At 72.1% G+C, this 24,209-nt stretch carries 24 protein-coding genes, 1 tRNA gene and 1 other RNA gene; 10 read left to right on the forward strand and 16 right to left on the reverse strand.

Annotation, left to right across the window (positions count from 1 at the left end):
- Nucleotides 1-81: 81 nt before the first annotated feature.
- From mgrA to D7I43_RS19975, 4 genes are all read left to right on the forward strand, one after another.
- Entirely contained in the window at nt 82-1,077 is a 996-nt protein-coding gene (mgrA, locus tag D7I43_RS19960) for an L-glyceraldehyde 3-phosphate reductase (RefSeq protein WP_120330057.1), read from the forward strand.
- 69 nt (nt 1,078-1,146) lie between these two features.
- Nucleotides 1,147-1,269, forward strand: a complete 123-nt coding sequence (locus D7I43_RS19965) for a 50S ribosomal protein L36 (protein WP_120330058.1) — start codon at nt 1,147-1,149, stop codon at nt 1,267-1,269.
- Between the two features lie 111 nt (nt 1,270-1,380).
- Nucleotides 1,381-1,851 (forward strand): hypothetical protein, encoded by a 471-nt coding sequence (locus D7I43_RS19970; RefSeq protein WP_120330059.1) that lies wholly within the window; start codon nt 1,381-1,383, stop codon nt 1,849-1,851.
- Complete coding sequence (locus tag D7I43_RS19975; protein ID WP_120330060.1) at nt 1,844-2,758, forward strand: alpha/beta fold hydrolase; 915 nt, start codon at nt 1,844-1,846, stop codon at nt 2,756-2,758. Before D7I43_RS19970 ends, D7I43_RS19975 begins: the two co-directional genes overlap by 8 nt.
- A gap of 73 nt (nt 2,759-2,831) precedes the next feature.
- On the opposite strand, the gene D7I43_RS19980 is transcribed toward D7I43_RS19975, so the two are convergent.
- On the reverse strand, nt 2,832-3,173 hold the full coding sequence (locus D7I43_RS19980) for a VOC family protein (protein WP_120330061.1): 342 nt from the start codon (nt 3,171-3,173) through the stop codon (nt 2,832-2,834).
- Nucleotides 3,174-3,263: 90 nt separating this feature from the next.
- Between D7I43_RS19980 and D7I43_RS19985 the strand changes: the two genes are divergently transcribed.
- Nucleotides 3,264-3,698, forward strand: coding sequence for a VOC family protein (locus tag D7I43_RS19985; RefSeq protein WP_120330062.1), 435 nt, complete (start codon nt 3,264-3,266; stop codon nt 3,696-3,698).
- Between the two features lie 63 nt (nt 3,699-3,761).
- Here D7I43_RS19985 and D7I43_RS19990 read toward each other — a convergent pair.
- Both D7I43_RS19990 and D7I43_RS19995 read right to left on the reverse strand, forming a co-directional pair.
- Nucleotides 3,762-3,834 (reverse strand) — tRNA-Ala (locus D7I43_RS19990).
- Between the two features lie 112 nt (nt 3,835-3,946).
- Nucleotides 3,947-4,537 (reverse strand): YqgE/AlgH family protein, encoded by a 591-nt coding sequence (locus D7I43_RS19995; protein WP_120330123.1) that lies wholly within the window; start codon nt 4,535-4,537, stop codon nt 3,947-3,949.
- 159 nt (nt 4,538-4,696) lie between these two features.
- Between D7I43_RS19995 and D7I43_RS20000 the strand changes: the two genes are divergently transcribed.
- Complete coding sequence (locus tag D7I43_RS20000; RefSeq protein ID WP_120330063.1) at nt 4,697-5,500, forward strand: S-methyl-5'-thioadenosine phosphorylase; 804 nt, start codon at nt 4,697-4,699, stop codon at nt 5,498-5,500.
- Between the two features lie 191 nt (nt 5,501-5,691).
- Nucleotides 5,692-7,287 carry a benzoylformate decarboxylase gene (gene mdlC, locus D7I43_RS20005; protein WP_120330064.1) on the forward strand — a complete coding sequence of 532 codons (1,596 nt, stop codon included), beginning with the start codon at nt 5,692-5,694 and terminating at the stop codon, nt 7,285-7,287.
- A gap of 6 nt (nt 7,288-7,293) precedes the next feature.
- Here mdlC and D7I43_RS20010 read toward each other — a convergent pair whose 3' ends face one another.
- From D7I43_RS20010 to pruA, 9 genes are all read right to left on the reverse strand, one after another.
- Nucleotides 7,294-8,277 carry a hypothetical protein gene (locus D7I43_RS20010; RefSeq protein WP_120330065.1) on the reverse strand — a complete coding sequence of 328 codons (984 nt, stop codon included), beginning with the start codon at nt 8,275-8,277 and terminating at the stop codon, nt 7,294-7,296.
- A 288-nt stretch (nt 8,278-8,565) separates the two neighbouring features.
- A complete protein-coding gene (locus D7I43_RS20015) occupies nt 8,566-9,036 on the reverse strand; it encodes a hypothetical protein (protein WP_120330066.1) in 471 nt (156 codons plus the stop codon).
- A 201-nt stretch (nt 9,037-9,237) separates the two neighbouring features.
- Nucleotides 9,238-9,613: a transfer-messenger RNA gene (gene ssrA, locus D7I43_RS20020) on the reverse strand.
- 104 nt (nt 9,614-9,717) lie between these two features.
- The gene (smpB, locus tag D7I43_RS20025; protein WP_120330067.1) at nt 9,718-10,197 is read right to left on the reverse strand and encodes an SsrA-binding protein SmpB; all 480 of its coding nucleotides are present in this window, start codon (nt 10,195-10,197) and stop codon (nt 9,718-9,720) included.
- 149 nt (nt 10,198-10,346) lie between these two features.
- A complete protein-coding gene (ftsX, locus tag D7I43_RS20030) occupies nt 10,347-11,222 on the reverse strand; it encodes a permease-like cell division protein FtsX (protein ID WP_120330068.1) in 876 nt (291 codons plus the stop codon).
- 71 nt (nt 11,223-11,293) lie between these two features.
- On the reverse strand, nt 11,294-11,974 hold the full coding sequence (ftsE, locus tag D7I43_RS20035; RefSeq protein WP_120330069.1) for a cell division ATP-binding protein FtsE: 681 nt from the start codon (nt 11,972-11,974) through the stop codon (nt 11,294-11,296).
- A gap of 118 nt (nt 11,975-12,092) precedes the next feature.
- Nucleotides 12,093-13,214, reverse strand: a complete 1,122-nt coding sequence (gene prfB / locus D7I43_RS20040) for a peptide chain release factor 2 (protein ID WP_120330070.1) — start codon at nt 13,212-13,214, stop codon at nt 12,093-12,095.
- Between the two features lie 73 nt (nt 13,215-13,287).
- Nucleotides 13,288-13,803, reverse strand: coding sequence for a PadR family transcriptional regulator (locus tag D7I43_RS20045; protein ID WP_120330124.1), 516 nt, complete (start codon nt 13,801-13,803; stop codon nt 13,288-13,290).
- Nucleotides 13,804-13,954: 151 nt separating this feature from the next.
- The gene (gene pruA, locus D7I43_RS20050) at nt 13,955-15,583 is read right to left on the reverse strand and encodes an L-glutamate gamma-semialdehyde dehydrogenase (RefSeq protein WP_120330071.1); all 1,629 of its coding nucleotides are present in this window, start codon (nt 15,581-15,583) and stop codon (nt 13,955-13,957) included.
- Between the two features lie 265 nt (nt 15,584-15,848).
- Here pruA and D7I43_RS20055 point away from each other — a divergent pair, with 265 nt between their 5' ends.
- Nucleotides 15,849-17,057: a hypothetical protein gene (locus D7I43_RS20055; protein WP_120330072.1), complete on the forward strand. Its 1,209-nt coding sequence runs from the start codon at nt 15,849-15,851 to the stop codon at nt 17,055-17,057.
- A 47-nt stretch (nt 17,058-17,104) separates the two neighbouring features.
- On the opposite strand, the gene D7I43_RS20060 is transcribed toward D7I43_RS20055, so the two are convergent.
- On the reverse strand, nt 17,105-17,614 hold the full coding sequence (locus tag D7I43_RS20060) for a DUF6912 family protein (RefSeq protein WP_120330073.1): 510 nt from the start codon (nt 17,612-17,614) through the stop codon (nt 17,105-17,107).
- A 202-nt stretch (nt 17,615-17,816) separates the two neighbouring features.
- On the opposite strand from D7I43_RS20060, the gene D7I43_RS20065 reads away from it, so the two are divergent.
- Nucleotides 17,817-18,044, forward strand: a complete 228-nt coding sequence (locus D7I43_RS20065) for a helix-turn-helix domain-containing protein (RefSeq protein WP_120330074.1) — start codon at nt 17,817-17,819, stop codon at nt 18,042-18,044.
- A 101-nt stretch (nt 18,045-18,145) separates the two neighbouring features.
- Nucleotides 18,146-18,727 carry an Rv3235 family protein gene (locus D7I43_RS20070; RefSeq protein WP_120330075.1) on the forward strand — a complete coding sequence of 194 codons (582 nt, stop codon included), beginning with the start codon at nt 18,146-18,148 and terminating at the stop codon, nt 18,725-18,727.
- A gap of 127 nt (nt 18,728-18,854) precedes the next feature.
- Here the strand turns inward: D7I43_RS20070 and D7I43_RS20075 are convergent, their stop codons facing one another.
- The 3 genes from D7I43_RS20075 to secA form a co-directional block, all read right to left on the reverse strand.
- Nucleotides 18,855-19,442, reverse strand: a complete 588-nt coding sequence (locus D7I43_RS20075) for a hypothetical protein (RefSeq protein WP_120330076.1) — start codon at nt 19,440-19,442, stop codon at nt 18,855-18,857.
- Between the two features lie 431 nt (nt 19,443-19,873).
- Nucleotides 19,874-20,806, reverse strand: a complete 933-nt coding sequence (locus D7I43_RS32765; RefSeq protein WP_158610120.1) for a hypothetical protein — start codon at nt 20,804-20,806, stop codon at nt 19,874-19,876.
- A 403-nt stretch (nt 20,807-21,209) separates the two neighbouring features.
- On the reverse strand, nt 21,210-24,137 hold the full coding sequence (secA, locus tag D7I43_RS20085; protein WP_120330077.1) for a preprotein translocase subunit SecA: 2,928 nt from the start codon (nt 24,135-24,137) through the stop codon (nt 21,210-21,212).
- Between the last annotated feature and the right edge of the window lie 72 nt (nt 24,138-24,209).

A 24,209-nucleotide genomic window follows, 5' to 3' on the forward strand; every position in this document is an offset into this window, starting at 1 on the left:
CGGATGCCGGCGTGGTGGTCAACTCCCGGGCCCGCGGCCGGGTGACGGCGACCGGCACCGCCGACGGGCGCGCGTAGGCTCATGATCGTGACCTACCTCGCCGCGGAAGACCGCTACGACTCCATGACCTACCGGCGCAGCGGACGCAGTGGCCTGCGCCTACCCGCCATCTCCCTCGGCCTGTGGCACAACTTCGGCCCGGACCGCCCGTACGAACGGCAGCGGGACATCGTCCGCCGCGCGTTCGACCTCGGGGTGACCCACTTCGACCTGGCCAACAACTACGGCCCCCCGCCCGGCGCGGCCGAGGAGAACTTCGGCCGGATGCTCGCCACCGACCTGAAGCCGTACCGGGACGAGCTGGTCATCTCCAGCAAGGCCGGCCATCTCATGTGGCCCGGCCCGTACGGGGAGTGGGGTTCACGCAAGTACCTCGTCGCCTCCCTCGACCAGTCGCTGCGGCGGATGGGCCTCGACTACGTCGACATCTTCTACTCCCACCGGTTCGACCCGGACACCCCGCTGGAGGAGACGATGGGTGCCTTGGACGCCATCGTCCGCTCCGGCAAGGCGCTCTACGTCGGCATCTCGAACTACGATGCGGAGCAGACGGCCCGGGCGGCCGCGATCCTGCGGGACCTGGGCACGCCGCTGCTGATCAACCAGCCGTCGTACTCGATGCTGAACCGGTGGCTGGAGGCCGACGGCCTGCTGGACACCCTGGAGCAGGTCGGCGCGGGCTGCATCGCGTACAGCCCGCTGGCGCAGGGCCTGCTCACCGACCGCTACCTGGGCGGCATCCCGGCCGACTCCCGGGTGCGGACCAGCGTGTTCCTCAACGAGAGCGACCTCGGCGAGGAGCGGATGGCGACCATCCGGGCCCTCGGCGCCATCGCCGAGCGGCGGGGTCAGTCGCTGGCCCAGCTCGCGCTCGCCTGGGCGCTGCGGGATCCGCGGATGACCAGCCTGATCATCGGGGCGAGCAGCGTTCCGCAGCTGGAGGCGAACATCGCGGCGCTGGACAACCTCGACTTCACGGCCGAGGAGCTCGCGGAGATCGACGGCCACCTGGGCTGAGCGCGGGAATCGTGGGGGCGGCCCCGGCGTTGGACAGCCGGAACCCACGAGACCCAAGGAGGGTCCGAGATGAAGGTACGTAGCTCCCTGCGGTCCCTGAAGGACAAGCCGGGTTCGGTGGTGGTCCGCCGCCACGGCCGGGTGGTCGTGGTGAACCGGACGAACCCGCGCTTCAAGGGTCGCCAGGGCTGAATCGTCGCGGATGGCGCCGTCGCGGAAGCGGCGGCGCCATTTCTCTGCCCCCGTACTTGACAGCAGATGTCAAGTACTTGACGATGACCGTCAAGTACGGGAGGAGGCCGCATGCCACCGCGCCACGACGAGCTGGTCGACCAGCTCATCAGGTTGATCGACATCCGCCTGCTCGACCCGCTCGAGATCCTGCTCGACGGCCACGACGGCGTCGACTCGCTCCGCGCCGTCGTCCACGACCGGGCCCGGTCGTGGGCCACCACGATGGTCGGCGGCGACGACCGGGCGGCCGTCGGAGCGATCATCCGGGTGATCTCCACGCTCTATCCGGGCGACGGGCCCTTCGACCCGCCCCTGGACTGGTGGCGCACCCCGCTCGGTCAGGTGGTCGCGGCACGAGCCGGCCATCCCACGGCCGAGTCGGTGTCGTACGCCGTGGCCGGCGCCATGCTCGGCATCACCCGGCAGGGCGTCCACGACCTGGTCACCCGCGGAAAGCTCACCCGGCACCCCGAGGGCGGCGTGCTCTCCACCTCCGTACGCGACCGGCTTCGGCAACAGGAGGGGAACAGGCGTGCGTGAGACGATCATCGACTCGGCAGCGGTACCGATCGCGGTCCGGGACCACGGCGGACCCGGACGGCCGCTGCTGCTCCTGCACGGCGCGGGCGGCAACCTCGCCCAGATGGCGACGCTGGCCGCGCGGCTCCGGCCGGCGTTCCGGGTCGTCGCCGTCGACCTGCGCGGGCACGGACGGTCCGGCGACGGCCCGTGGCGCTGGGATGACGTGCTGGACGACCTGGCCGGCGTCGTCGACGCCCTGCACCTGGCCCCGCCCGCGGTCGTCGGGGTCTCCCTCGGCGGGATGCTGGCGGCGCTCTGGGCGCAGCGGCACCCCGAGTGTCCCGGTGCGGTCAGCCTCGACGGGAACCCGACGCTCGGCCGCCCCGACCAGCTCACCGGGATGGACCCCGACCAGGCCGCGGCCGACCTCGCCGCGCTGCGGGCCGCCTTCGACGGCATGGCCGCCACGCTGGCCCAGCCGCTCGACGCGGACCAGGTCGCCGCGGCGCTGGCCGGCCAGCGGGCGATGGCGCAGCGGTACGGCGCCGACCCGCAGGAGTGGGTGGAGGGCTTCACCCGCAACCTGGTCCCCACCGACGACGGGCGCAAGCGGCTGCGCCCCGGGCCGGAACTGACCGCGCAGCTGCGGGACGCGATGGAGTCGCTCGACCTGATGCCCGCCTACCGGGACACGCGCTGCCCCCTGCTGCTCGTCCTCGCCACCGAGGATCTGCCCGAACAACAGGGGTTCCACGCCCTGTACGCCGCCTACCGCCGGGCCACGACCGAACGGCTCGCCACCCTCGACAACCCGTCCGTACGGGTGCGGCACCTCGCCGGCGCCAGCCACGCGATGATCGCCGAACGACCCGAGGAACTCGCCACCCTCGTCACCGAGTTCCTCGGCGCGGCGCCGTCCGCCTGATCCGGTCGGCGCCGTCCGCCTGATCCGGCCGACGCCGACCGCCCGCGCGGTCCGGCGCCCCGGCCCGAACCGATCAGGCCGGGGCGGCGCCAAAGCCGATCTCGTTGCCGTCCGGGTCGCGGAAGATCGCCTTGCGGACGCCGTTGGAGTACGTCTCGCGCTCGGCCGGCTCCAGGCCACGCTCGGCGATCTCGGCGATGCGCGCGTCGAAGTCGCTCACGAAGACGGTGTGCATGGCGTACCCGGCGCGCTCGGGACGCACCTCGATGTAGACGTACCGGTGCTCGGCGAGTTCCCACACCGCCTCGACATCGTTCGGCCGGAACGCGGGCGGGGCGCCGAGGAGCCGCTCGTACCAGGCCGCCGCCGTGGCGTGGTCGCGGACGGGGATGCCGGCGAACAGATCTACGGTCATGAACCGATGCTAGGGGCCCGGGCTGACGAACCGCGCCGGCCCGGCCGCCCCCCGGCAGACGACGACAGACTCGGCCCCTATGGTGGCCCGATGGCATCGGTCAGGCAGGTCCAGGTCACCTTCGACTGCGCGGAACCCGAGCGCGTCGCTCGCTTCTGGTGCGAGGTGCTGGGGTACGTCGTACCGCCCGCACCGGAAGGCTTCGCCACCTGGGAGGACTTCCATCGCTCACAGCCGCCGGAGCAGCGGGGCTCGTCGTTCGCCTGCCTCGATCCCACCGGGGTGGGTCCGCGGCTGTACTTCCAGAGCGTTCCCGAGGGCAAGGTCGTCAAGAACCGGGTGCACCTCGACGTACGGGTCGGCACCGGGCTCGTGGGCGAGGAGCGCGTGGCCGCACTCGAGGCCGAGTGCGCGCGACTGGTCGCGCTCGGGGCGACACGCGTACGGCTGCTGCGCGCCGACGGCGAGAACGAGTCGTGCCTCGTGATGCAGGACGTCGAGGGCAACGAGTTCTGCCTCGACTGAGGCGAGGAACGACGAACGCCCTGGCGGGGGACTCGGTCCCTCACCAGGGCGTTGTGCTCGGGGTGGAGCCGAGGGGACTCGAACCCCTGACCCCCACACTGCCAGTGTGGTGCGCTACCAGCTGCGCCACGGCCCCTTGCGCGTGTCCCGGTCGCCCGGGCACTGGCGAAACTATACACATGCTGGCCGCCGAGGTCATCTCGCGGGGTCCCCGTACGCCGGCCTGCCGCGCCGGCCCGGTCCGGCGCTCAGTTCAGCGCCACGTCCGGCGGGAAGTGGGCCACGGCCGCCATCATCCCGCCCTGCCGGCGCAGCACCATCGGCCACAGGTCGTCGGGACGGTCGACGAAGGCGTCCCCGGGCAGCGCGTCGAGCACGAACCAGGAGCCCTCCTCGATCTCCTGCTCCAGCTGCCCGGCGCCCCAGCCCGAGTAGCCGGCGAACACCCTTATGCCGCCGATGCTCTCCCGCAGCCGCTCCGGGTCCACCGACAGGTCGATCGTGCCGACCGCGCCGGAGACCTGGTGGAAGCCTTTGAGCCGCTTCACCGGGTGCCGCATCCGGGCCAGGCAGATCGCCGAGTCCGGCTGCACCGGGCCGCCCTCGAAGAGCACGGCGGGGTGACGCGCCAGGTCGCTCCAGTCGCCGAGGACGTCCGCCACCGGCACCTCGGTGGCCCGGTTCAGCACGACGCCGAGCGCGCCGCCGGGCTCGTGCGCCACCAGCAGCACCACCGTACGGTCGAAGTTCGGGTCCTTCAGCGCAGGAGTCGCGACCAGCAGTCTCCCGGTCATCGACTCCATCGCCCGCCCGCCGATCGCCTGGCCCTCTCCGTGCATCTCACACACCCGTCACCCGTGAGCCGCGACACAGAAGTCGCCGCTCCGTCGGCTGGCCGGCACCTGCGCTGTCACCGCCATGCCTGGCACGATAACGTGCGGCCGGTGCCGTGGCTAAGGTCTGACCGGCGGTGATCGTGCGCGGGAGAGGGAGCGGCGATGGGCCCTACGGCCGAACTCGCGGTGATCGGCGGCTCCGGTCTCTACGCGCTCCTCGACGGGGCCACCGAGCACCGGGTGGAGACGCCGTACGGGCCGCCGTCGGACGCGATCACGATCGCCGAGGTGGGCGGCCGGCGGGTGGCGTTCCTGCCCCGGCACGGCCGGGACCACCGGTACCCGCCACACCTGATCCCCTACCGGGCGAACCTCTGGGCGCTGCGCTCGCTGGGCGTACGCCAGGTGCTCGCCCCGTGCGCGGTCGGCGGGCTGCGGCCCGACCTCGGGCCGGGCACCTTCGTCGTGCCCGACCAGCTCGTCGACAGGACGAGTGGACGGGTGCAGACCTACTACGACCGGGGCGCCGTGCACGTCCCGTTCGCCGACCCGTACTGCCCCGACGGCCGCCGTACGCTGCTCGCGGCCGCAACCCGTGAAGGGGTCGCGCCGGTGGACGGCGGCACCGTGGTGGTGGTCGAGGGGCCACGTTTCTCCACCCGCGCCGAGTCCCGGTGGTACGCCTCGATCGGCGGCACCGTCGTCAACATGACCGGCCACCCGGAGGCCGTGCTCGCCCGTGAGCTGGCGCTCTGCTACTCGTCGATCGCGCTCGTCACGGACCTGGACGCCGGGCTGACCGAGGGCGAGTCGGTGACCCAGGCGGAGGTGTTCCGGGTCTTCGGCGAGAACACCGACCGCCTGCGTGCGATCCTGCTGGGCGCGCTCGCGGCGCTCCCTCACGAGCGGACCTGCGCCTGCGGGCACGCGCTGGACGGCATCCGGCTGCCCTTCGAGCTGCCCTGACGGCATCGCCGGTCGCCGGACGGGCGACCACCGCGGCGACCTTCGCCACCGGAACGGCGAGATCAATCCCACAGCGTCGGGAAACGCCCGAACTGCCTGGCTCATCCCGATAGATTCGGGTAGGTCGAGGGCGCGCCCGACCAACTCCGGCGAGCCGCAGCAACGCGCCGCGACACGGAGGCAGGTGGGCGATGGCAACGGTCCGGGACACGACGTACGACCTGCTGCGCGACCTCGGCATGACCACCGTCTTCGGCAACCCCGGCTCCACCGAGGAGCCGTTCCTGCAGGAGTTCCCGGCGGACTTCCACTACGTCCTCGCCCTGCACGAGGCCTCCGCCGTCGGGATCGCCGACGGGTACGCCCAGGCCACCGGCCGTCCCGCGCACGTGAACCTGCACACCGCCCCCGGCACGGGCAACGGCATGGGCAACCTCGTGACGGCCTGGCACAACAAGAGCCCGCTCATCGTCACCGCCGGCCAGCAGACCCGGGAGATGCTGCTGCTCGAACCCCGGCTCACGAACCGCCGGGCGGCGGAACTCACCCAGCCGTACGTGAAGTGGGCCTACGAGCCGGTCCGGGCGCAGGACATCCCGGCCGCGCTGCTGCGGGCGTACGCGACGGCGGTGCAGCCGCCCGCCGGGCCGGTCTTCCTCTCGCTGCCCCTGGACGACTGGGCGCAGCCGGCGGACCCGCCTCCGCCGCTGCGTTCCGTGGCCACCCGGTACGCGCCCGACCCGGAACAGCTGGGGCACTTCGCGGCCGTACTTGCCGCGAGCCGCGCTCCCGCCCTGGTCTTCGGCGCGGCCGTGGACCGCGCCGACGGCTGGTCCCTGGCGGCGGCGCTGGCCGAGCGGCTGGCCGCCCCGGCCTGGTCGGCGCCGGCACCGGAGCGGGCCGGCTTCCCCGAGGACCACCCGCACTACCGGGGCGTCCTGCCGTTCGCCATCGGCCCGCTCGCCGAGGCGCTGCACGGGCACGACGCCGTCCTGGTGGTCGGCGCGCCGGTCTTCCGCTACTACCCGTACGTGCCGGGCTCCTACCTGCCCGACGGCGCGCGGCTCCTGCACGTCACCGACGACCCGGACGAGGCCGCCCGCGCGCCGGTCGGTGACACCCTGCTCGCCGACTCGGCGCTGGCCCTCGCCGCACTGGTCGACCTCGTGCCGGCCGCCGACCGCCGCCCGCCGGAGCCCCGGCCGACGCCCACCCCGCCGGAGATCACGCGCCCGCTCAGCGCGGACGCGCTCTTCGCCGCGTTGGCCCGGTTCTGGCCGCAGGACGGGGTGCTCGTCCAGGAGACGCCGTCGAACCTGCCCGCGCTGCGCCGCCAGCTGCGCATCACCCGGCCGGCGTCGTACTTCACGATGGCCAGCGGCGGCCTGGGCTACGGGCTGCCGGCGGCGGTCGGGGTGACGCTGGCCGAGCGGGACACCGGACGCCACCGGCCGGTCGTCGCGGTGATCGGCGACGGGTCGTTCCACTACTCGGTGCAGGCGCTCTGGACCGCCGCGCGGCTGCGGCTGCCGCTGGTCGTCGTGGTGCCGGTGAACCAGCAGTACGCGATCCTCAAGGCGTTCGCCGAACTCAAGGAGACGCCGGGCGTGCCGGGCCTCGACCTGCCCGGGCTGGACATCACGGCCGTCGCCGCCGGGTACGGCTGCGCCACCGCCGTGGTGGAGACGCCCGAGCAGCTCGAGGACGCGCTGGCCGCCGGCCTCCGGCGGGACGGCCCCACGGTGCTGCCGGTGCCGATCACCACCGACCTGCCCCGCATCATCTGACGCCCGTCAGCGGGACCCGATCCGCAGCGGCGCGCCGGTGACCACGTCCAGCACGGCCCGCGCGCCCAACGGCGCCTTCAGGGTGACGGTGACCGGTGCGAGCTGGAGCTGATCGGTGCAGACGCCGCTGGCCCGGGTGACCCCGCCGCCGACCACCACCACGTCCTCGCGCTCCTGCACCAGCGGGGTGATGTCCGTGTCGCAGGCGCCGACCCCCAGCCGGTACGTGAGGCGGGTGCCCTCCACCGCCTGGAGGTCCTGCGCGCCCACGACGCCGTCGGGGGCGGGTCGTGGCGCGCCGCTCGGCTCGGGCACGGCGCCGACGGCCGACGGTGCGACCGCGAGCCGGGCCACGGGGGCGGTCAGCTCCTCGACGGTGAAGAGCCAGGCCGGCACCCGCGCCTCACCGCGACTGGTCCGGACGGCGGCGGTGCCGAGCCGTACGGCCGTGACGGTCAGCGGGGTGCACGCGGTCTGCGGTGAGCTGGTGGCCCATCCGTCGGGGCCGGGTTCGATGATGGGCCCGTCCTTGGGGCGCGGCGGCGCCGCGGGTCGCCCCGGACACGGCGGCGGGTCGCCCCGGTCCAGTTCCCGGTACGCCTCCGCGGCGCTCACGAGCGGGACGGTCAGCGTGCCGTCGGGAAAGCGGATGGTGCCGTCGGCGGGCCGTGTGGCGGGAAGGTCCGTCTGCTCCCGGTACCAGCCGGCCAGGAACGCCGTCTCGGCGTCGCGGGTGAATCCCGGGTCGCCCGTCACGAGGGTGGGCCCCTCCAGCGGTACGTACCCCCGCGTCCACGCCTCGCCCGGCCGCCACGCCCCGGCGACGTCGGCGGCGCGCTGGTGGAACCCCTCCCAGCGGTGGTCCGGGCTGCCCGGGACCGCCGTGATCGGCGAACCGGTCGGGGCGACGAGGGGCTGGGAACCGGCCGGCGCGCAGCCGACGGCGAGCATCAGCAGAGGTAGGCCCAGCAGGAGCGCTGATCGACGCATACCCGTTCGACGGTCGTCCCGGCCGCCCGGTTCCCGCCGTTCCCGCTGCCGGCCCCGGCGATCGTGGGGTCGCCGCGGTCGGTCCGGTTGTGCCGACTCAGCTCCACAGCGTTCCACCACCCCGTCCCTGTCGAGCTGCCCCGGAAATGGGGCACCAGGCGTGGACGGTTGGTCCGCCCGCGCCCCGCCCCCATATGGGGCAGCTCGACAGGCCGCGCGACGGGGTGGTGCCGCATCACGGGTACGCCCGCGTCCCGGTCGTCGCACACGCGGCCGCCGGACCGTCGGTCAGGTCTCGCCGCCCAGGTCCGTCTCGTACGCCTGCCACAACAGGTCGGCGCCGCGCTGGCGATGGCGCGACAGTGCCCGCAGCACGTGCGAGGCCAGGCCGCGCAGTTCGTGCGCCGACACGCCGGGCAGCTCAGCGGCGTGCTGGAGGGCGGCGAGCGCCGCGGTGATCGTGACGTGCTCCCGGGCGAGCAGACGCACGCCGCGGTCCAGCCGTGGGGCCTGCGCGAGCAGTTCGGCGTAGAGACCGTCGGGCCCCTCGGTCACCCGGACGTGCTCGGCGAAGCCCCGACGCAGCGGAGCCAGTTGCACCACCAGGTGCTCCCGCCAGCACGGCTCCTCGGCCGGCACGGCCAGCGTCCGGAGGAGGGCGCGCAGGTCGCCGAGGAGGGAGGCCGGGTGCGGGTCGGCCGCGGGTCGCTGGCGCGTTCCCGTGACGGTTGACGGCTGCCGGATCGGTTGGGTGACCATGGGCACCTCCCGCGCGTACGTCTGACCGCGTACGCCGATGGTGGACCCGGCGGTGGCGGCTGTCCAGAGCCCACCGCCGCCTCATCCGTCCCGTCCGCCCCACCGTTCCCGCAGGCCACAGGGGCCACAGGACGATCGCCGGAAACAGCGCCGGAAACGACTGTGCGCCCCGGTCCGGGTGGACCGGGGCGCACAGGCCGTTGGTGGAGGTGCCGGGAATCGAACCCGGGTCCTTCGCCGCCTTGTCAGGGCTTCTCCGAGCGCAGCTCGCTGTGCCTCTACTCGGCCCCACCGATCACGCGAGCGAGTCGGTGTGACGGGCCCAGTCGCTGTTTGATCTCGCCGCACGGACCCCGCGACCGGTTCCGATTGGCCAGCCTTCTAGCTGATGCCGGCTAACTGGGTCGAAGGCACTCCCAGGCCGACAGACTCGCTACCCGCCTCAGGCGGCGAGAGCGAAGTCAGCGCGATTCTGCTTGGCGCTTATTGTTTTCCGACGATCGATTCACGAGACGACGTCGGCTTCCTCGGCTCGCTTCCCCTGCCGCAACGCACGAAGTCGAAACCAGTCACCCCCTCGACAGGCTGCCTTGTTCGCAGCACCGTCTAGCCTAACGCCTGCCGCAACGGGTTTCATCCCGAGCCCCGGCCCGGACGCGACACCCGCCCACGGCGGACAAATCAGTCATCCATCCCCTTACGGCGCCGCCCGGTGGCGCGGGCGATCTCGCGGTCCGCGTCCCGCTTGGCGATGTCCTGCCGCTTGTCGTAGGACTTCTTGCCCTTCGCCAGGCCGATCTCCACCTTGGCCCAGCCGTCGGAGAAGTAGACCTGCAACGGCACCAGGGTGAGGCCGGCCTCCCGGGTCTTGCCGATCAACCGGTCGATCTCCAGGCGCTTGAGCAGCAGCTTCCGCGTACGCCGGGGCTCGTGGTTGGTCCACGTGCCCTGCGTGTACTCGGGGATGTGCATGCCGTACAGGTAGATCTCCCCGTTGCGCTCCTGCGCGAACGCGTCCACCAGCGAGGCACGCCCGGCGCGCAGCGACTTGACCTCGGTGCCGGTCAGCGCCATGCCCGCCTCGTACGTGTCGAGGATGGCGTAGTCGTGCCGCGCCTTGCGGTTGGAGGCGACCACCTTGCGTCCCTTTTCCCGTGGCATGGGCGCCACCTCCCTTCCTGCGTGCCGCCGACCGGGTGACCCGGCCCGACGGCGGAGATCATGCTACCGGAATGACAAGGACCCTCCCGCACCGTTTATTCCGGCGCGGGAGGGCCCCTGTCGACGATGCGGGACGACCCGTACGGCGGTCAGACGCGCAGGTAGAAGCGGAGCGTGACCCACGCGGTGACGGCGCTGACCAGGCCGCCGATGACCGCCATGAAGGGGAAGACGAAGAGGATGTCGCCCCAGCTGACCGGCGAGAGCAGGCCTTCCAGCGCCTGTAGGGACCCGTCGAAGAGCAGGTACTTGGCGAGGATCAGGGCCACCAGGCCGAGCAGTGCGCCGATGAGGCCGGCGACGACCGCCTCGAGCACGAACGGCGCCTGGATGAACCAGTTGGACGCACCGACCAGCTTCATGACCGCGACCTCACGCCGCTTGCTGTACGCGGCCACCTGGATCGTGTTCGCGACCAGCAGCAGGGCGGCGATCGCCATCACCACCGCGGCGGCCAGGGCTATGTTCTGGATCGCGGTGAGGATGTCGAAGATCTTGTCAAGCAACCGGCTCTGGTCGACGATCTCGTCGACGCCGGCGGTGTCCTTGTACTGGTCGTAGATGTTCTTGTACTGCTCGGGGTTGACCAGCTTGATGCGGAACGACTCGGGCAGCTGGTCCGGCTTCACGGCGTTCACCAGGTCCGGTGCGTCCTGGTACATCTCCTGGAAGCGCTTGTACGCCTCGTCCTTGTTGACGTAGAGGACCTCCTTCACCAGGGGGTCGCTCTTCAGCTGCGTCTCCAGGTCGGTGCGCTGCTGGTCGGTCACCTCCTGGCTCAGGAAGATCGAGACCTGGATGTTCTTGTAGTACAGGTCCTTCATGTCGTTGACCTGGCGGTACATCAGACCGCTGGCGCCGAGCATGGTCAGGGAGACCGCCATCGTGATGATCATCGCGATGGTCATGGTCACGTTGCGCCACAGTCCGACCAGTACCTCGGACAGGACGTACTTCATCCGCATCGGGAATTCCTCCGGGTCTCCGGCATGAGGTGTTCGTCGTCAGGTCGTACGGCGGGGGTGTGCGCCTCGGCTCACCCGTAGACGCCGCGGGCCTGGTCACGCACGATGCGGCCACTCTCGATCTCGATGACCCGGCGGCGCATCTGGTTCACGATGTTGGAGTCGTGCGTGACCATCACGACGGTCGTGCCGGTGCGGTTGATCCGGTCCAGCAGGCGCATGATCTCGATCGAGGTGTCCGGGTCGAGGTTTCCGGTCGGCTCGTCGGCGAGCAGGATCAGCGGGCGGTTCACGAACGCCCGGGCGACCGCGACGCGCTGCTGCTCACCACCGGAGAGCTCGTGTGGGTACCGGTGCTCCTTGCCGCCGAGACCCACCAGCTCGAGCACCTCGGGCACGACCCGACGGGCGACCGCCTTGGTCTTACCGATCACCTCGAGAGCGAACGCCACGTTCTCGTAGGCGGTGCGGTTCGGCAGAAGCCGGAAGTCCTGGAACACGCAGCCGATGGAGCGCCGGAAGTGCGGCCTCTTCCACGACCGCATCGACGTGACGTCCTTGCTGTTCACGATGACCCGGCCCTTGTTGGGCGTGATCTCGTGCAGCAGCAGCTTGATGATTGTGGACTTGCCGGAGCCGGAGGGACCGATGAAGAAGACGAACTCGCCCTTCTCGATCGAGACGGACACGTTGTCGAGCGAAGGCCGGGACGCCTTCGGGTACGTCTTCGTCACTTGCTCAAGCTGAATCACGGGTGGTGAGTCTACGCGGTGTAACCGGAGAGCCAAGTCCCACGCCCCGTCGATGCGGTGCGCGTCATCGATTTACCCGGTTGTGCGGAGATCGACGACGCACTGCGCCCACGGGCCGTCACGCAGTGTCGCCGGCAAGCTCCCGCTGCTTGCGCCACCGGATCCCGGCCTCGATGAACTCGTCCAGGTCGCCGTCGAAGACCGCGCTCGGATTGCCGGTCTCCTGCTCGGTTCGGAGATCCTTCACCATCTGATACGGGTGCAGGACGTACGAGCGCATCTGGTCACCCCACGAGCCGGCCGCCTCGGTCTTGAGGCCCTGGAGCTTGGCCTGCTCCTCCTGGCGCTTGCGCTCCAGCAGCCGCGCCTGGAGCACCCGCAGCGCGGACGCCTTGTTCTGCAGCTGGGACTTCTCGTTCTGGCAGGTCACCACGATGCCGGTGGGGATGTGGGTGATCCGCACCGCGGAGTCGGTGGTGTTGACGCTCTGGCCACCGGGGCCCGAGGACCGGTAGACGTCGATCCGGATCTCGTTCTCCGGGATGTCGATGTGGTCGGTCTGCTCCACGACGGGCAGCACCTCGACGCCGGCGAAGCTCGTCTGCCGGCGGCCCTGGTTGTCGAAGGGGCTGATCCGGACCAGCCGGTGGGTGCCCGACTCGACGCTGAGCGTCCCGTACGCGTAGGGCACCTTGACGGCGAAGGTGGCCGACTTCAGGCCCGCCTCCTCGGCGTACGAGGTCTCGTACACCTCCGTCGGGTAGCCGTGCCGCTCCGCCCAGCGCAGGTACATCCGCAGCAGCATCTCGGCGAAGTCCGCGGCGTCCACCCCGCCCGCCCCGGCGCGGATGGCGACCAGCGCCTCCCGGGAGTCGTACTCGCCGGAGAGCAGGGTGCGGACCTCCATCTCCTGGATGGCCTTGGTCAGCCCGGTGATCTCGCTCTCCACCTCGCCGAGCACGCTCGGGTCGGACTCCGCCTCGGCCAGCTCCAGCAGCACCTGGGCGTCGTCGAGGCGGGAGCGGAGGCTGGCGAGCTTGTTGATCTCGCCGTTGACGTACGACAGCCGCGACGTCACCTGCTGCGCCTTGGCCTGGTCGTCCCAGAGATCCGGAGCGGAGGCCTCCTGCTCCAGCCGGGCCTTGTCCTCACGCAGCCGGTCGAGGTCGAGGACGGACTCGATGTTGCGCAGGGTCGCGTCGAGTTCCTTGAGCTGTTCGGCGTAGTCGGCAGCGGTCACGACTGACAAGCGTACTGCGACGGGCGCGGAGTCAGCGTGCGAGCCCCGTGGTGGCGGGCAGAAAGGCGGGGCGTCACCCGACGGGGGCGCTCTTCAGCCAGGACAGCGCCGCCTTGTGGTAGGCGACGGCGAACTCCAGGGCGCTCGCGTCGTACGTCTCGCCCTCCTTCTTGGCGTTCTTGACCTGCTCCCGGACCCGCGCCAGGGCCTCGGTGTGGTACTCGTTCGCCTCGGCGTAGAGGTTCTTGAGCTGGCTGGGCGAGTGCAGGTTGCCGAAGGCCATCCGCAGCGCGATCGGGTTACGGATGGTGTCCCGACCAGGGCTTTCGGCCAACCACTTGGAGAATGTCCGTTTCCCGGCCGCGGTGATCGCGTACGGCTGGCTCAACCGCGGCCCGGGCTTGCCCAGCCGCACCAGACCCCGCTCGGCCAGGACCGGCAACTCGCGGTAGACCTGGCTGCGGGTCATCGACCAGTACGGCGCCAGACGGCGCTCAGCGGCGGCCATCAGCTGGCCGCCTGTCATCGGCCCCTCGTGCAGCAGCCCCAGCAGGGCCGCCGCCGTGGGGTTGACTCCGGAATCCGCCATGGCCATTACGCTGCCACTTTGCCGTCGCGGCGTCCAGGATTTGGCATTTTGCCACCCGACAGGACTTCCAATGTGCACTGTCGGCGGACGACAGTCCGTTGAGGCGCCGAGGGGCCCCGTCCGGTCGGAGGGGCCCCTCGGCGGCAGGGGCTCAACCCATGTGCGGGTAGGTGTGGTCGGTCGGCGGGACGAACGTCTCCTTGATCGTCCGCGGGGACATCCAGCGGACGAGGTTGTGCCAGGAACCGGCCTTGTCGTTGGTGCCGCTGGCGCGGGCGCCGCCGAACGGCTGCTGCCCGACCACCGCGCCGGTCGGCTTGTCGTTGATGTAGAAGTTGCCCGCCGCGTACCGCATCGTCTCCGCCACCCGGTCGATCACCCGGCGGTCGGTCGCGAAGATCGACCCGGTGAGCGCGTACGGGGCGATGGACTCGGCCTGGGCCACCACCTCGTCGAAGCGGGCGTCGTCGAAGACGTGCACGCCGAGGATCGGCCCGAAGTACTCGGTCGTGAAGGTCTCGTGGGCGGGGTCGGTGCACTCGAAGAGCGTCGGCCGGACGAAGTAGCCGACCGAGTCGTCGGCGGTGCCACCGGCCAGGATCCGGCAGGTGTCGTCGCCGGAGATCAGCTCCAGCGCGGCGGTGTGCCGGGAGAACGCCTTGTCGTCGATCACCGCGCCCCCGAAGTTGCTGAAGTCGGTGACGTCGCCGTACGCCAGCCCGTCCGCGGTGGCGGCCAGCCGGTCCCGCAGCCCGCCCTCCCAGATCGACCGCGGGATGTACGCGCGGGACGCCGCCGAGCACTTCTGACCCTGGTACTCGTACGCCCCGCGGATGAGCGCGGTGTGCAGCGCGTCCACGTCGGCGCTCGCGTGCGCGACCACGAAGTCCTTGCCGCCGGTCTCGCCGACCAGCCGCGGGTAGCCCCGGTAGCGGGCGATGTTCTCGCCCACCGTCCGCCAGAGGTGCTGGAAGACCTTCGTGGAGCCGGTGAAGTGGATGCCCGCCAGGTCCGGGTCGGTGAGCACCACGTCGGAGACCTCCTCACCGCGCCCGGTCACCATGTTGATCACACCGGGCGGGAGGCCGGCCGCCTCGAACAGGCGCATGGTGAAGTGCGCGGCGAACTGCTGGGTGGGGCCCGGCTTCCAGACCACCGTGTTGCCCAGCAGGGCCGGCGCGGAGGGCAGGTTCCCGGCGATCGCCGTGAAGTTGAACGGGGTCACCGCGTAGATGAAGCCCTCCAGCGGCCGGTGGTCGAACCGGTTCCACGTGCCGGGGGACGAGAGCGGCTGCTCGGCGAGGAGCCGGCGGGCGAAGTGGACGTTGAACCGCAGGAAGTCGATGAACTCGCAGGCCGAGTCGATCTCCGCCTGCACGGCGGTCTTCGACTGGCCGAGCATGGTGGCCGCGTTGAGCGTGTCCCGCCACGGCCCGGACAGCAGGTCGGCGGCGCGCAGGAAGATCGCCGCCCGCTCCTCGAACGGGAGCGCCCGCCACATCGGGGCGGCCTCCTTGGCGGCCTTGACCGCCGCGCGGGCGTCGTCGTGGGTGGCGTGGGCCGTGACGCCCAGCACGTGCGCGTGCTTGTGCGGCTGCACCACGTTGATCGGCTCGCCGCCGGCCATCCGCTGCTCACCGGCGATGGTCATCGGCAGGTCGATCCGCTCGGCGGCCAGTTCGGCCAGCCGTCGCTGGAGCCGCTCCCGGTCGGCACTTCCCGGCTCGTAGGTGCGGACCGGCTCGTTGCGCGGTTCGGGTACGGAGAACACGGCGTCCATGAAGGCTCCTGGCGATCTCGACAGCGGTGGCGGAACCGGACCCGCGGGCACCGACCGGACGGCCGGACACCGCACGTCGCGCCGGGTTGACCGGCCACGGCGGCGGGACCTGCCGTGATTCTTCCACGCGCGGACGCCGACCCGGCTCCCCCGGTTCCGCGTCCCGCACGCCGGCGACGTGCGGGACGGGCGGGCGGCGAGCGGGGGCATCGGAGGCGGCTACCCTGGATGGCCGGTGACCTGCCGACCCCGCGAAGGGAAGACGATGACCAAGCAGCCCGGCGGCCCTGACGCCGCGGAGCCGGACCAGCCCGCGGTCGGCGACAGCGCGGCGACCACCGCCGGTGAGGCCGCCGCCACGGCGGTCACCGACCCGGCGGGTGACGAGTCCGCCGGCGCCCGCGACGGCGACGCGCCGGAGGGCCGGGCGGTCGAGGGTACGACCAACGCGGCGGCCACGACCGACGGGGACGCCGGGGCCGACGGTGCGGCCGACGCGGACGCCGCCGTCGACGAGCCCGGGACGGACGCCACGCGGAGCGGCGGGCGGGCGCCGGCCGCCGCGCTGCTGGGGCTGCTCTCGCTGGCCTGGCTGGCCGCGATGCTCTGGTCCACCCGGGAGGCGATCCACTCGGCGGAGGCCGGCGTCACGGCCATCAGCCTCTCCGCCTTCGCGCTGCCCGGGGTGATCTCGGCGGCGCTCGTGGCCGGCGCCGCCTTCGCCCTCTACGGCGTCGACCTGCTCGGCCCCCGGGTCGCCGACCGCGCCACCGTGCGCTTCCTGGCGGCGACCGGGTCCGGCCTGCTGATCGGGCTCGCCGCCGCGGTGGCCGTGAACCTCACGTACGCCGACACCGCCACGACCAACGTCATCGCCGGCACCACCGTCGCCGCGGCGATCATCGGCGGAGCCGTGGCCGGCGCCCGCGCCACCCCCGTGGTGGGCGCCGTGGTGGCCTCGGCGCTCGGCGTACTGATCTTCGTGGTCGCGTTCAGCCGCGCCCGGGGCCGGCTCTTCGACCTGTTCGGCGCCGGCGACACCCAGGAGTCACTGGTCAACGCCGCCAAGTGGGTCTCCCGCACCGAGTCCCTGCTCGCCGGGCTGGTGGCGGGTCTGCTGGCGTTCGGCTACCTCACGTGGGCCCGCCGTCGCGCCGCCCGCCGCGAGCCGGACGCGCCGGCGCCCCGCTGGCCCGCGTACCTGCTGGCCGGTGCCGGGCCAGGCCTGCTCCTGCTGCTGGCCGAAGTGATCATCCGGGTCGGCGGGCGCACGCTCATCGACCTGGCCGGCGCGCTCAGCGAGGCGGACTCGGTGGCCCAGACCATGCTGGGCACCTCGCGGGTGGACAACGGCATCTGGGTGCTCTTCGTGGGGGCGCTGACCGCCCTGATCGCGTTCGGGCGCACGCTCGGTCCGGCCCAGCCGGATGACGAGCCGGCCGACGAGACGGTGGCGGCGGGCGCCGCCCGCTGACCCCGGGCGCGCTGACCGGGCGGCGGGCGCCGCCGCTGACGCGCCCGTCAGGACACGGTGCGCAGCAACACGTCCAGCTCCGTGACGTCGTACCACTCGAGTTCGTGGTCCTCGGCACCGTCGACGGTGAACTGTGCGTCCGGATCGCCGGCGAGCGCCTCGGTCACCACCTCCGCGGCGGCGGCCACGTCCTGGACCGCGTCCCCGCCGTCCACGTGGATCGCCGCGACCGCGCTCACCGGCACCGGGGCCGCCAGCGCCACGGTGCTGGACCCGAGTTCCCCGTCGCCGCGCCCGACCGCCGAGGCCGGCAGGTCGGCGGAGACGACGACCCGGCGGCGGGGCGCGGCGGGGTCGGCCCGGAGCAGTTGCAGCGCGTCCTGGGCGGCGCGGGTGAAGGCGACGTACTCCAGCTCCTCCTCGTCGCCCTCCGCGTACCACTCCCGCAGGCCGGGGGTGACGGCGTGCGCGCGGGCGGCGTCGAGCCCGTGCTCGCGCAGCCGGGCCAGCATCGGTACGGTCGCCGGGACGTACACCCGGACAAGCTGGTCGGTCACGTCGTCTCCCGCTCAGGTCCTCTGCCGGCGTGCGCCGGCCCGGGCGCCGATCATGCCGTACGCCGTGACCGTCATACACCCGGCGCCCGACCGGTGGAAGTTCCGCCCCGGTGTGTCCGGCGACGGTGCCGTGAACGGGCGCGGGCTCGTGTCGGCGGATGATGGCAAACTGAAGCGAACGAAACCAAACGAGGGAGTCTCCGTGGAGCCGAGGTTCCTGCTCCTGTCCGACGTCGCCGCCGAGCTCAACGTGTCGGACTCGCAGGTCTACCACATGGTGCGCAGCGGCGAGCTGCCCGCCATCAAGATCGGTGGCCGCGGCCAGTGGCGCGTGGAGCGCGCGCGGCTGGAGGAGTACATCCAGCGGAAGTACGACGAGACGGCCGAGTGGGTGCGGAGCAACCCGCTCGCCGAGCGCGACCCGGAGTAGCCTCCGCATCGCTCTGCGGCATTGACCAATCCCTACGCCCTGCCCGACAATATGAGCCTGTCGAAGGCAAACAAAGGCAAACGTAGGGTTTGGAGCAGCCGATGAACCGCCGCCCGGGGCCGTCCCGGCCTCCCGTCCGCCTCCGGCCCGCGCCGCCGCTCGACCCCCCGTACGCCGACGAGGACACCTGGTCGCCCGCGACCCACGGCCAGCTCGCCCTCGACCTCTTCGCGTCGACGCGGCCCGACGGTCACCCGCCGCAGCGGCGGCTCCGGCCGGTGCCACCCGGCCCGGGACGCGGCCCGGCCGCGCCGCTGCCACCGGCCGCGCTGGTCACCGCATCGCCGGAGGCCACGCGGGCCGCCCACCGTTTCGTGGGCACCTGTGTGGAGGTGCTCAACGGCTACCGCCCGCCGCACCAGCTGCGGGCGCTGCTCGACCCGGCGCGGGCGCACGAACTCCTGCCCGAGCTGTCCCGGGCCGCCGGCCGTACCGGCCCGACGCGCCGCCGGACCGCCCGCGCCACCGTCCACCTGCGCCGCCTGCGTGCCGCCCAGGTACGCCCCGACGCGGTGGAGGTCGCCGCGGTGCTGACGGGCGCGGGTGGGCGTAGCTGGGCTTTGGCGCTCCGGCTGGAGCACCGCCGGGGGCGCTGGCTGTGCGTGGCCCTGCACGTGCTCTGAACCGCGCGGACGTCCCACCGGGGCCGGCCCCACAACGAGGCGCTGCGGGGGCGACCCCGACGGAGCTGGATACGCCGCTGGCCGGCACCCCGAGGAGGGTGCCGGCCAGCGTGTGGTCGTGCGATTGTCAGCTGTTCCAGTACTGGGCCACCAGGTCAGCGGCCTGCTGCTCCCACTGGGCGTAGGCGTCCGGGTACGCCGACACCTGCACGGTCTGGGCGGCGTCGGTCAGCGGCATGTCCTGCCACCCGTCGACCTGCTTGAGGCCCTTGAGGAAGGCGGTGGTGGAGTACTCGGGGTCGGTGATCTGCTCCGGCGTGCCCCAACCCGAGCTCGGGCGCTGCTGGAACAGGCCCAGCGAGTCGTGGTCGTTGCGGTCGCCGAGGTGGCCCAGGTTCTCCAGCTTGGATTCCTGCAGGCTCGTGGCGATGGAGATGACCGCCGCCCGCTCGGGCAGGCCGTTCTTCTTCGTCGCCGCGATGATCGCCTTGGCGTTCGCGGTCTGCTCGTCGTTCAGGGCGATACGGGACTGGGTGCCCTGGGTGCCGTGCGGGATCAGCTTCCCGGTGTCGGGCTTGTCGGCGGTGTGGACGACCGCGACGGGCTTCGCCTCGTGCACCGGGGCGGCGTGGGCGGTCACGGGGCCGGCGGCCACACCGGTGGCGAACGCCAGACCAGCGACACTGAGCATGCTCTTCCGCAGGATCGTGTTCATGATCAAAGCTCCTCGGGGGGTGAAGGTCCACACCGTCGGGGGACGGGGCGTGGATCTCAGGGGGACGAGCACGGGGGTGCTCGAAAGGGGGAAAGTCTCGGGGGGTTCCACGGCGCGTGGTGGGCGGGGGTGCCGCACCGGGCCGGGTCCGTATCCAACGACCCGCGGCCCGCCATCATTCCCGGCGGTCCCGCCCGATCGGGCGGGCCACGCGGACCAGGGGGCCTGCTACCTCGGCCGTCAGGGCTGTTCAACGACCCCGGCCCGCCCACGATTCCGGCCCCAGGGTGCCACCGACCACACCCCAGACCACCCACGACCGGACATTCGGCGTTCGCTCACCCGGCGGGTTCGTTGGAGCTGTCGGACCCCTTTCGAGCTGAATCGTCCACGACATCACCCGGGCGCGGTCCGCCACGACGCCGAATCGTCTACGACATCAGCTCCACAGCCTCCCGACGAGGCACCGACAGCTGTCGGCGTTCTTCCGTCGGCTGCTGGAGCCGGTGGGTGCCGACGTCCCGTCCGGCCCAGCGAGCGACCAACGTGACCCCGGAGCCCGTTTCGCAGCCGACATGATGTGCTCGCGTCCTGTCGAGCTGCCCCAGATCTGGGGCAGGCAGGCTGCGAGGCACCCCTGGGCTGGACGCGGCCGGCTCGACGCGGCCAGGCTCGACATGGCCGGGCTGGACAAGGCCGCGCTGGACGCGGCCAGGCTCCACGCGGCCCGGCTCGACATGGCCAGGCTCGACGCGGCCGGCCTCGACATGGCCGGGCCCGACGCGGCCGGGCTCGACGCGGCCCGGCTCGACGCGGCCGGGCTCAACATGGCCAGGCTCGACGCGGCCCGGCTCGACGCGGCCCGGCTCGACGCGGCCGGCCTCGACATGGCCGGGCTGGACGCGGCCGGGCTCAACATGGCCAGGCTCGACGCGGCCCGGCTCGACGCGGCCCGGCTCGACGCGGCCGGCCTCGACATGGCCGGGCTGGACGCGGCCGGGCTCAACATGGCCAGGCTCGACGCGGCCCGGCTCGACGCGGCCCGGCTCGACGCGGCCGGCCTCGACATGGCCGGGCTGGACGCGGCCGGGCTGGACGCGGCCGGGCTCAACATGGCCAGGCTCGACGCGGCCCGGCTCGACATGGCCAGGCTCGACATGGCCGGGCTGGACAAGGCCGCGCTGGACGCGACCAGGCTCCACGCGGCCCGGCTCGACATGGCCAGGCTCGACATGGCCGGGCCCGACGCGGCCCGGCTCGACGCGGCCCGGCTCAACATGGCCGGGCTCGACGCGGCCGGGCTCAACATGGCCGGGCTCAACATGGCCCGGCTCGACGCGACCGGGCTGGACGTGACGCGCCACCAGGGGCTGACGGGCCGTGATCGCCCGGGGTCCACCGCTGCCGCCGGCCTGATGTGTGTGCGGATTCCGCGGATGCCCGCGCCGCCATCCCCACCCGCCCGCCGCGCCGTCGTCGGGGACGGCGAGGCGACCACCGGCCGACCGACCCGGATGACGCCATCTCGCCCGTTTCCACAGCGGGGAGGCCACGTCCCAGATATGGGGCAGGTCGACAGGACCGATCCAGTGGGAGTGGACTCGCCCCAACCTCGCAACGGGGTCGTTGCCGTGGGCGGCGCCGCGCAGCCGCTCGGCCGCCCGCCCGTCCCCGAACCCTGCCGCTCGTCGCCGGGATCAACGGCACCCGCAAACAGACGTGGAGCCGGGCCTTGCGGCCCGGCTCCACGTTCGCGGTTCAGCTCGGTCAGGCGGCGCCGTTGGGCGCGCCGTGGCAGCGCTTGTACTTGCGGCCCGACCCGCACGGGCAGGGCGCGTTGCGGGACGGCCCGTTGCTGGCCTCGGCCTCGCCCGGCGCCCTGCGGCGAGCCGCCGCCGAGGAGGCTACGGCCGGTCCGCTCATCCCGCTCGTCGGGCGCTGCGGCGCGTTCGGCGCGGTCGTGCCGGGCGCGGCCGGGGCGGCCTTCGTGGGGCGTCCGACGCCGAGCGCCGGTGCCGTCTGCTCGGCCTGTTCGACGGCCACGCCACCGGCGCCGGCCTCGCCGTCGATGGTGGGCGCGGAGTACTGGAGACCCTGCTGCTGCGGCGTCCGGTTGAGGCCCTTGGCCCGCAGTTCCACCGGCTTGTCGAGCAGCTTGACCTCCTCGGCCTCCTCCGGCTCCGGCTCGGCGACCTGGACCTCCAGGTTGTAGAGGAAGCCGACGGTCTCCTCCTTGATGCCGTCCATCATCGTGGCGAACATGTCGAAGCCCTCGCGCTGGTACTCCACCACGGGGTCGCGCTGGGCGTACGCCCGGAGGGTGATGCCCTCCTGGAGGTAGTCCATCTCGTAGAGGTGCTCGCGCCACTTCCGGTCGATCACCTGGAGCAGGACCATCCGCTCGAGCTGGCGCACGGCCTCCTCGCCGAGCTGCTCCTCGCGCCGGTCGTACGCGGCGTGCGCGTCCTCCTTGAGGCGGGCGAGCAGGAAGTCGGCGTCGATGCTCGCCCGCGAGCCGCCGGCCTCCTCCTCCAGCTCCTCGATGGTCAGGCCCACCGGGTAGAGCTGCTTGAGGCTCGCCCAGAGCTGCTCGAGGTCCCAGTCCTCGGCGTAGCCCTCGGAGGTGGCGCCCCGCACGTACGCCTCGACGACATCGTCGATCATGTTGCGGACCTGCTCGGAGAGGTCCTCGCCGTTGAGCACCCGGAGGCGCTCGGCGTAGATGACCTGGCGCTGCTTGTTGAGCACCTCGTCGTACTTCAGGACGTTCTTGCGGATCTCGGCGTTCTGGCCCTCGATCTGGGCCTGCGCGCTCTTGATCTGGCGGGTGACCATCTTCGACTCGATGGGCACGTCCTCGGGGATGTTGAACCGCTCCATCACCGCCTCGACGGCGCCGGCGCGGAACCGCCGCATCAGCTCGTCCTGCAGCGACAGGTAGAAGCGGGACTCGCCCGGGTCACCCTGCCGGCCGGAGCGACCACGCAGCTGGTTGTCGATGCGGCGCGACTCGTGCCGCTCGGTGCCGAGCACGTAGAGACCGCCGAGCGCGGCCACCTCCTCCGCCTCGGCGTCGCAGGCCTGCTTCCACTTGGGCAGGACCTCCTCCATCGCCTTGGCGTACTCCTCCTCGTGCTCCACCGGGTCGAGACCGCGCTGGCGCAGCTCGTTGGCGGCGAGGAACTCGGGGTTGCCGCCCAGCAGGATGTCGGTGCCGCGGCCGGCCATGTTGGTGGCCACCGTGACGGCACCCTTGCGCCCGGCCTGGGCGACGATCTCCGCCTCCCGGGCGTGGAACTTCGCGTTCAGCACGGAGTGCGGGATGCCGCGGCGGCGCAGCAGCTGGGAGAGGATCTCGGAGTTCTCGACGGAGACGGTGCCGACGAGCACCGGCTGGCCCGCCTCGTGCCGCTCGGCGATGTCCTCCACGACGGCGTTGAACTTGGCCTTCTCGGTCTTGTAGATCACGTCCGGCCGGTCCTGCCGGATCATCGGCCGGTGGGTCGGGATGGTCACGACGCCGACCTTGTAGACCTTGTTGAACTCCCCGGCCTCGGTCTGGGCCGTACCGGTCATGCCGGCGAGCTTCTCGTAGAGGCGGAAGTAGTTCTGGAGGGTGATGGTGGCGAGGGTCTGGTTCTCCTGCTTGATCTCCACCCCCTCCTTGGCCTCGATCGCCTGGTGCATGCCCTCGTTGTAGCGGCGGCCGTGCAGGATGCGGCCGGTGAACTCGTCGACGATGAGGACCTCGCCGTCGCTGACGATGTAGTCCTTGTCGCGCTTGTAGAGCTCCTTGGCCTTGATCGCGTTGTTCAGGTAGCCGACGAGCGGGGTGTTCACCGACTCGTAGAGGTTGTCGATGCCGAGCCGGTCCTCGACCTTGGCCACGCCGCGCTCGGTGATGGCGACGGTGCGCTTGGCGTAGTCGACCTCGTAGTCGCCCTCGCCGTCCTTGCCCGGCTGGAGCCGGGCCACCACGGCCGCGAACTCCTGGTACCAGCGGGCGGAGTGCTCGGCCGGACCGGAGATGATCAGCGGGGTCCGGGCCTCGTCGATCAGGATCGAGTCGACCTCGTCGACCACCGCGAAGAAGTGGCCGCGCTGGACCAGCTCCTCCTTCGACCAGGCCATGTTGTCGCGCAGGTAGTCGAAGCCGAACTCGTTGTTCGTGCCGTAGGTGATGTCGCACGCGTACGCGGCGCGGTGCTCCTCGGCGGGCCGGTTGGGCAGGACCACGCCGACGGTGAGACCGAGGAACTCGTGCACCCGGCCCATCCAGGCGGCGTCGCGCTGGGCCAGGTAGTCGTTGACCGTCACCACGTGCACGCCCTTGCCGGCGAGCGCGTTCAGGTAGACCGGCATGACCGAGGTCAGGGTCTTGCCCTCACCGGTCTTCATCTCGGCGATGTTGCCGAAGTGCAGTGCCGCGCCGCCCATCACCTGGACGTCGTACGGGCGCTGGCCGAGCACCCGGGCGGCGGCCTCCCGGCACACCGCGAACGCCTCCGGCAGCAGGTCGTCGAGGGTCTCGCCGTCGGCCAGCCGTTCCTTGAACTGATCGGTCATGCCACGCAGCTCGGCGTCGGTGAGGTTGACGTAGTCGTCCTCGATCGAGTTGACGGCGGCCGCGATGGCCTTCAGCCGACGCAGCATACGGCCCTCGCCAGCGCGGAGGACCCTTTCCAGAATCGACACGGATCAACGCTCCCCTAGACGGTCTCGAACCATCGTAGGCGCTCCATCGGGGTGATGGTCACTGGTGGCGGG

Origin of the sequence: Micromonospora globbae (genome assembly GCF_003610785.1) — a bacterium.
In the GTDB taxonomy this organism is placed as follows: domain Bacteria; phylum Actinomycetota; class Actinomycetes; order Mycobacteriales; family Micromonosporaceae; genus Micromonospora; species Micromonospora globbae.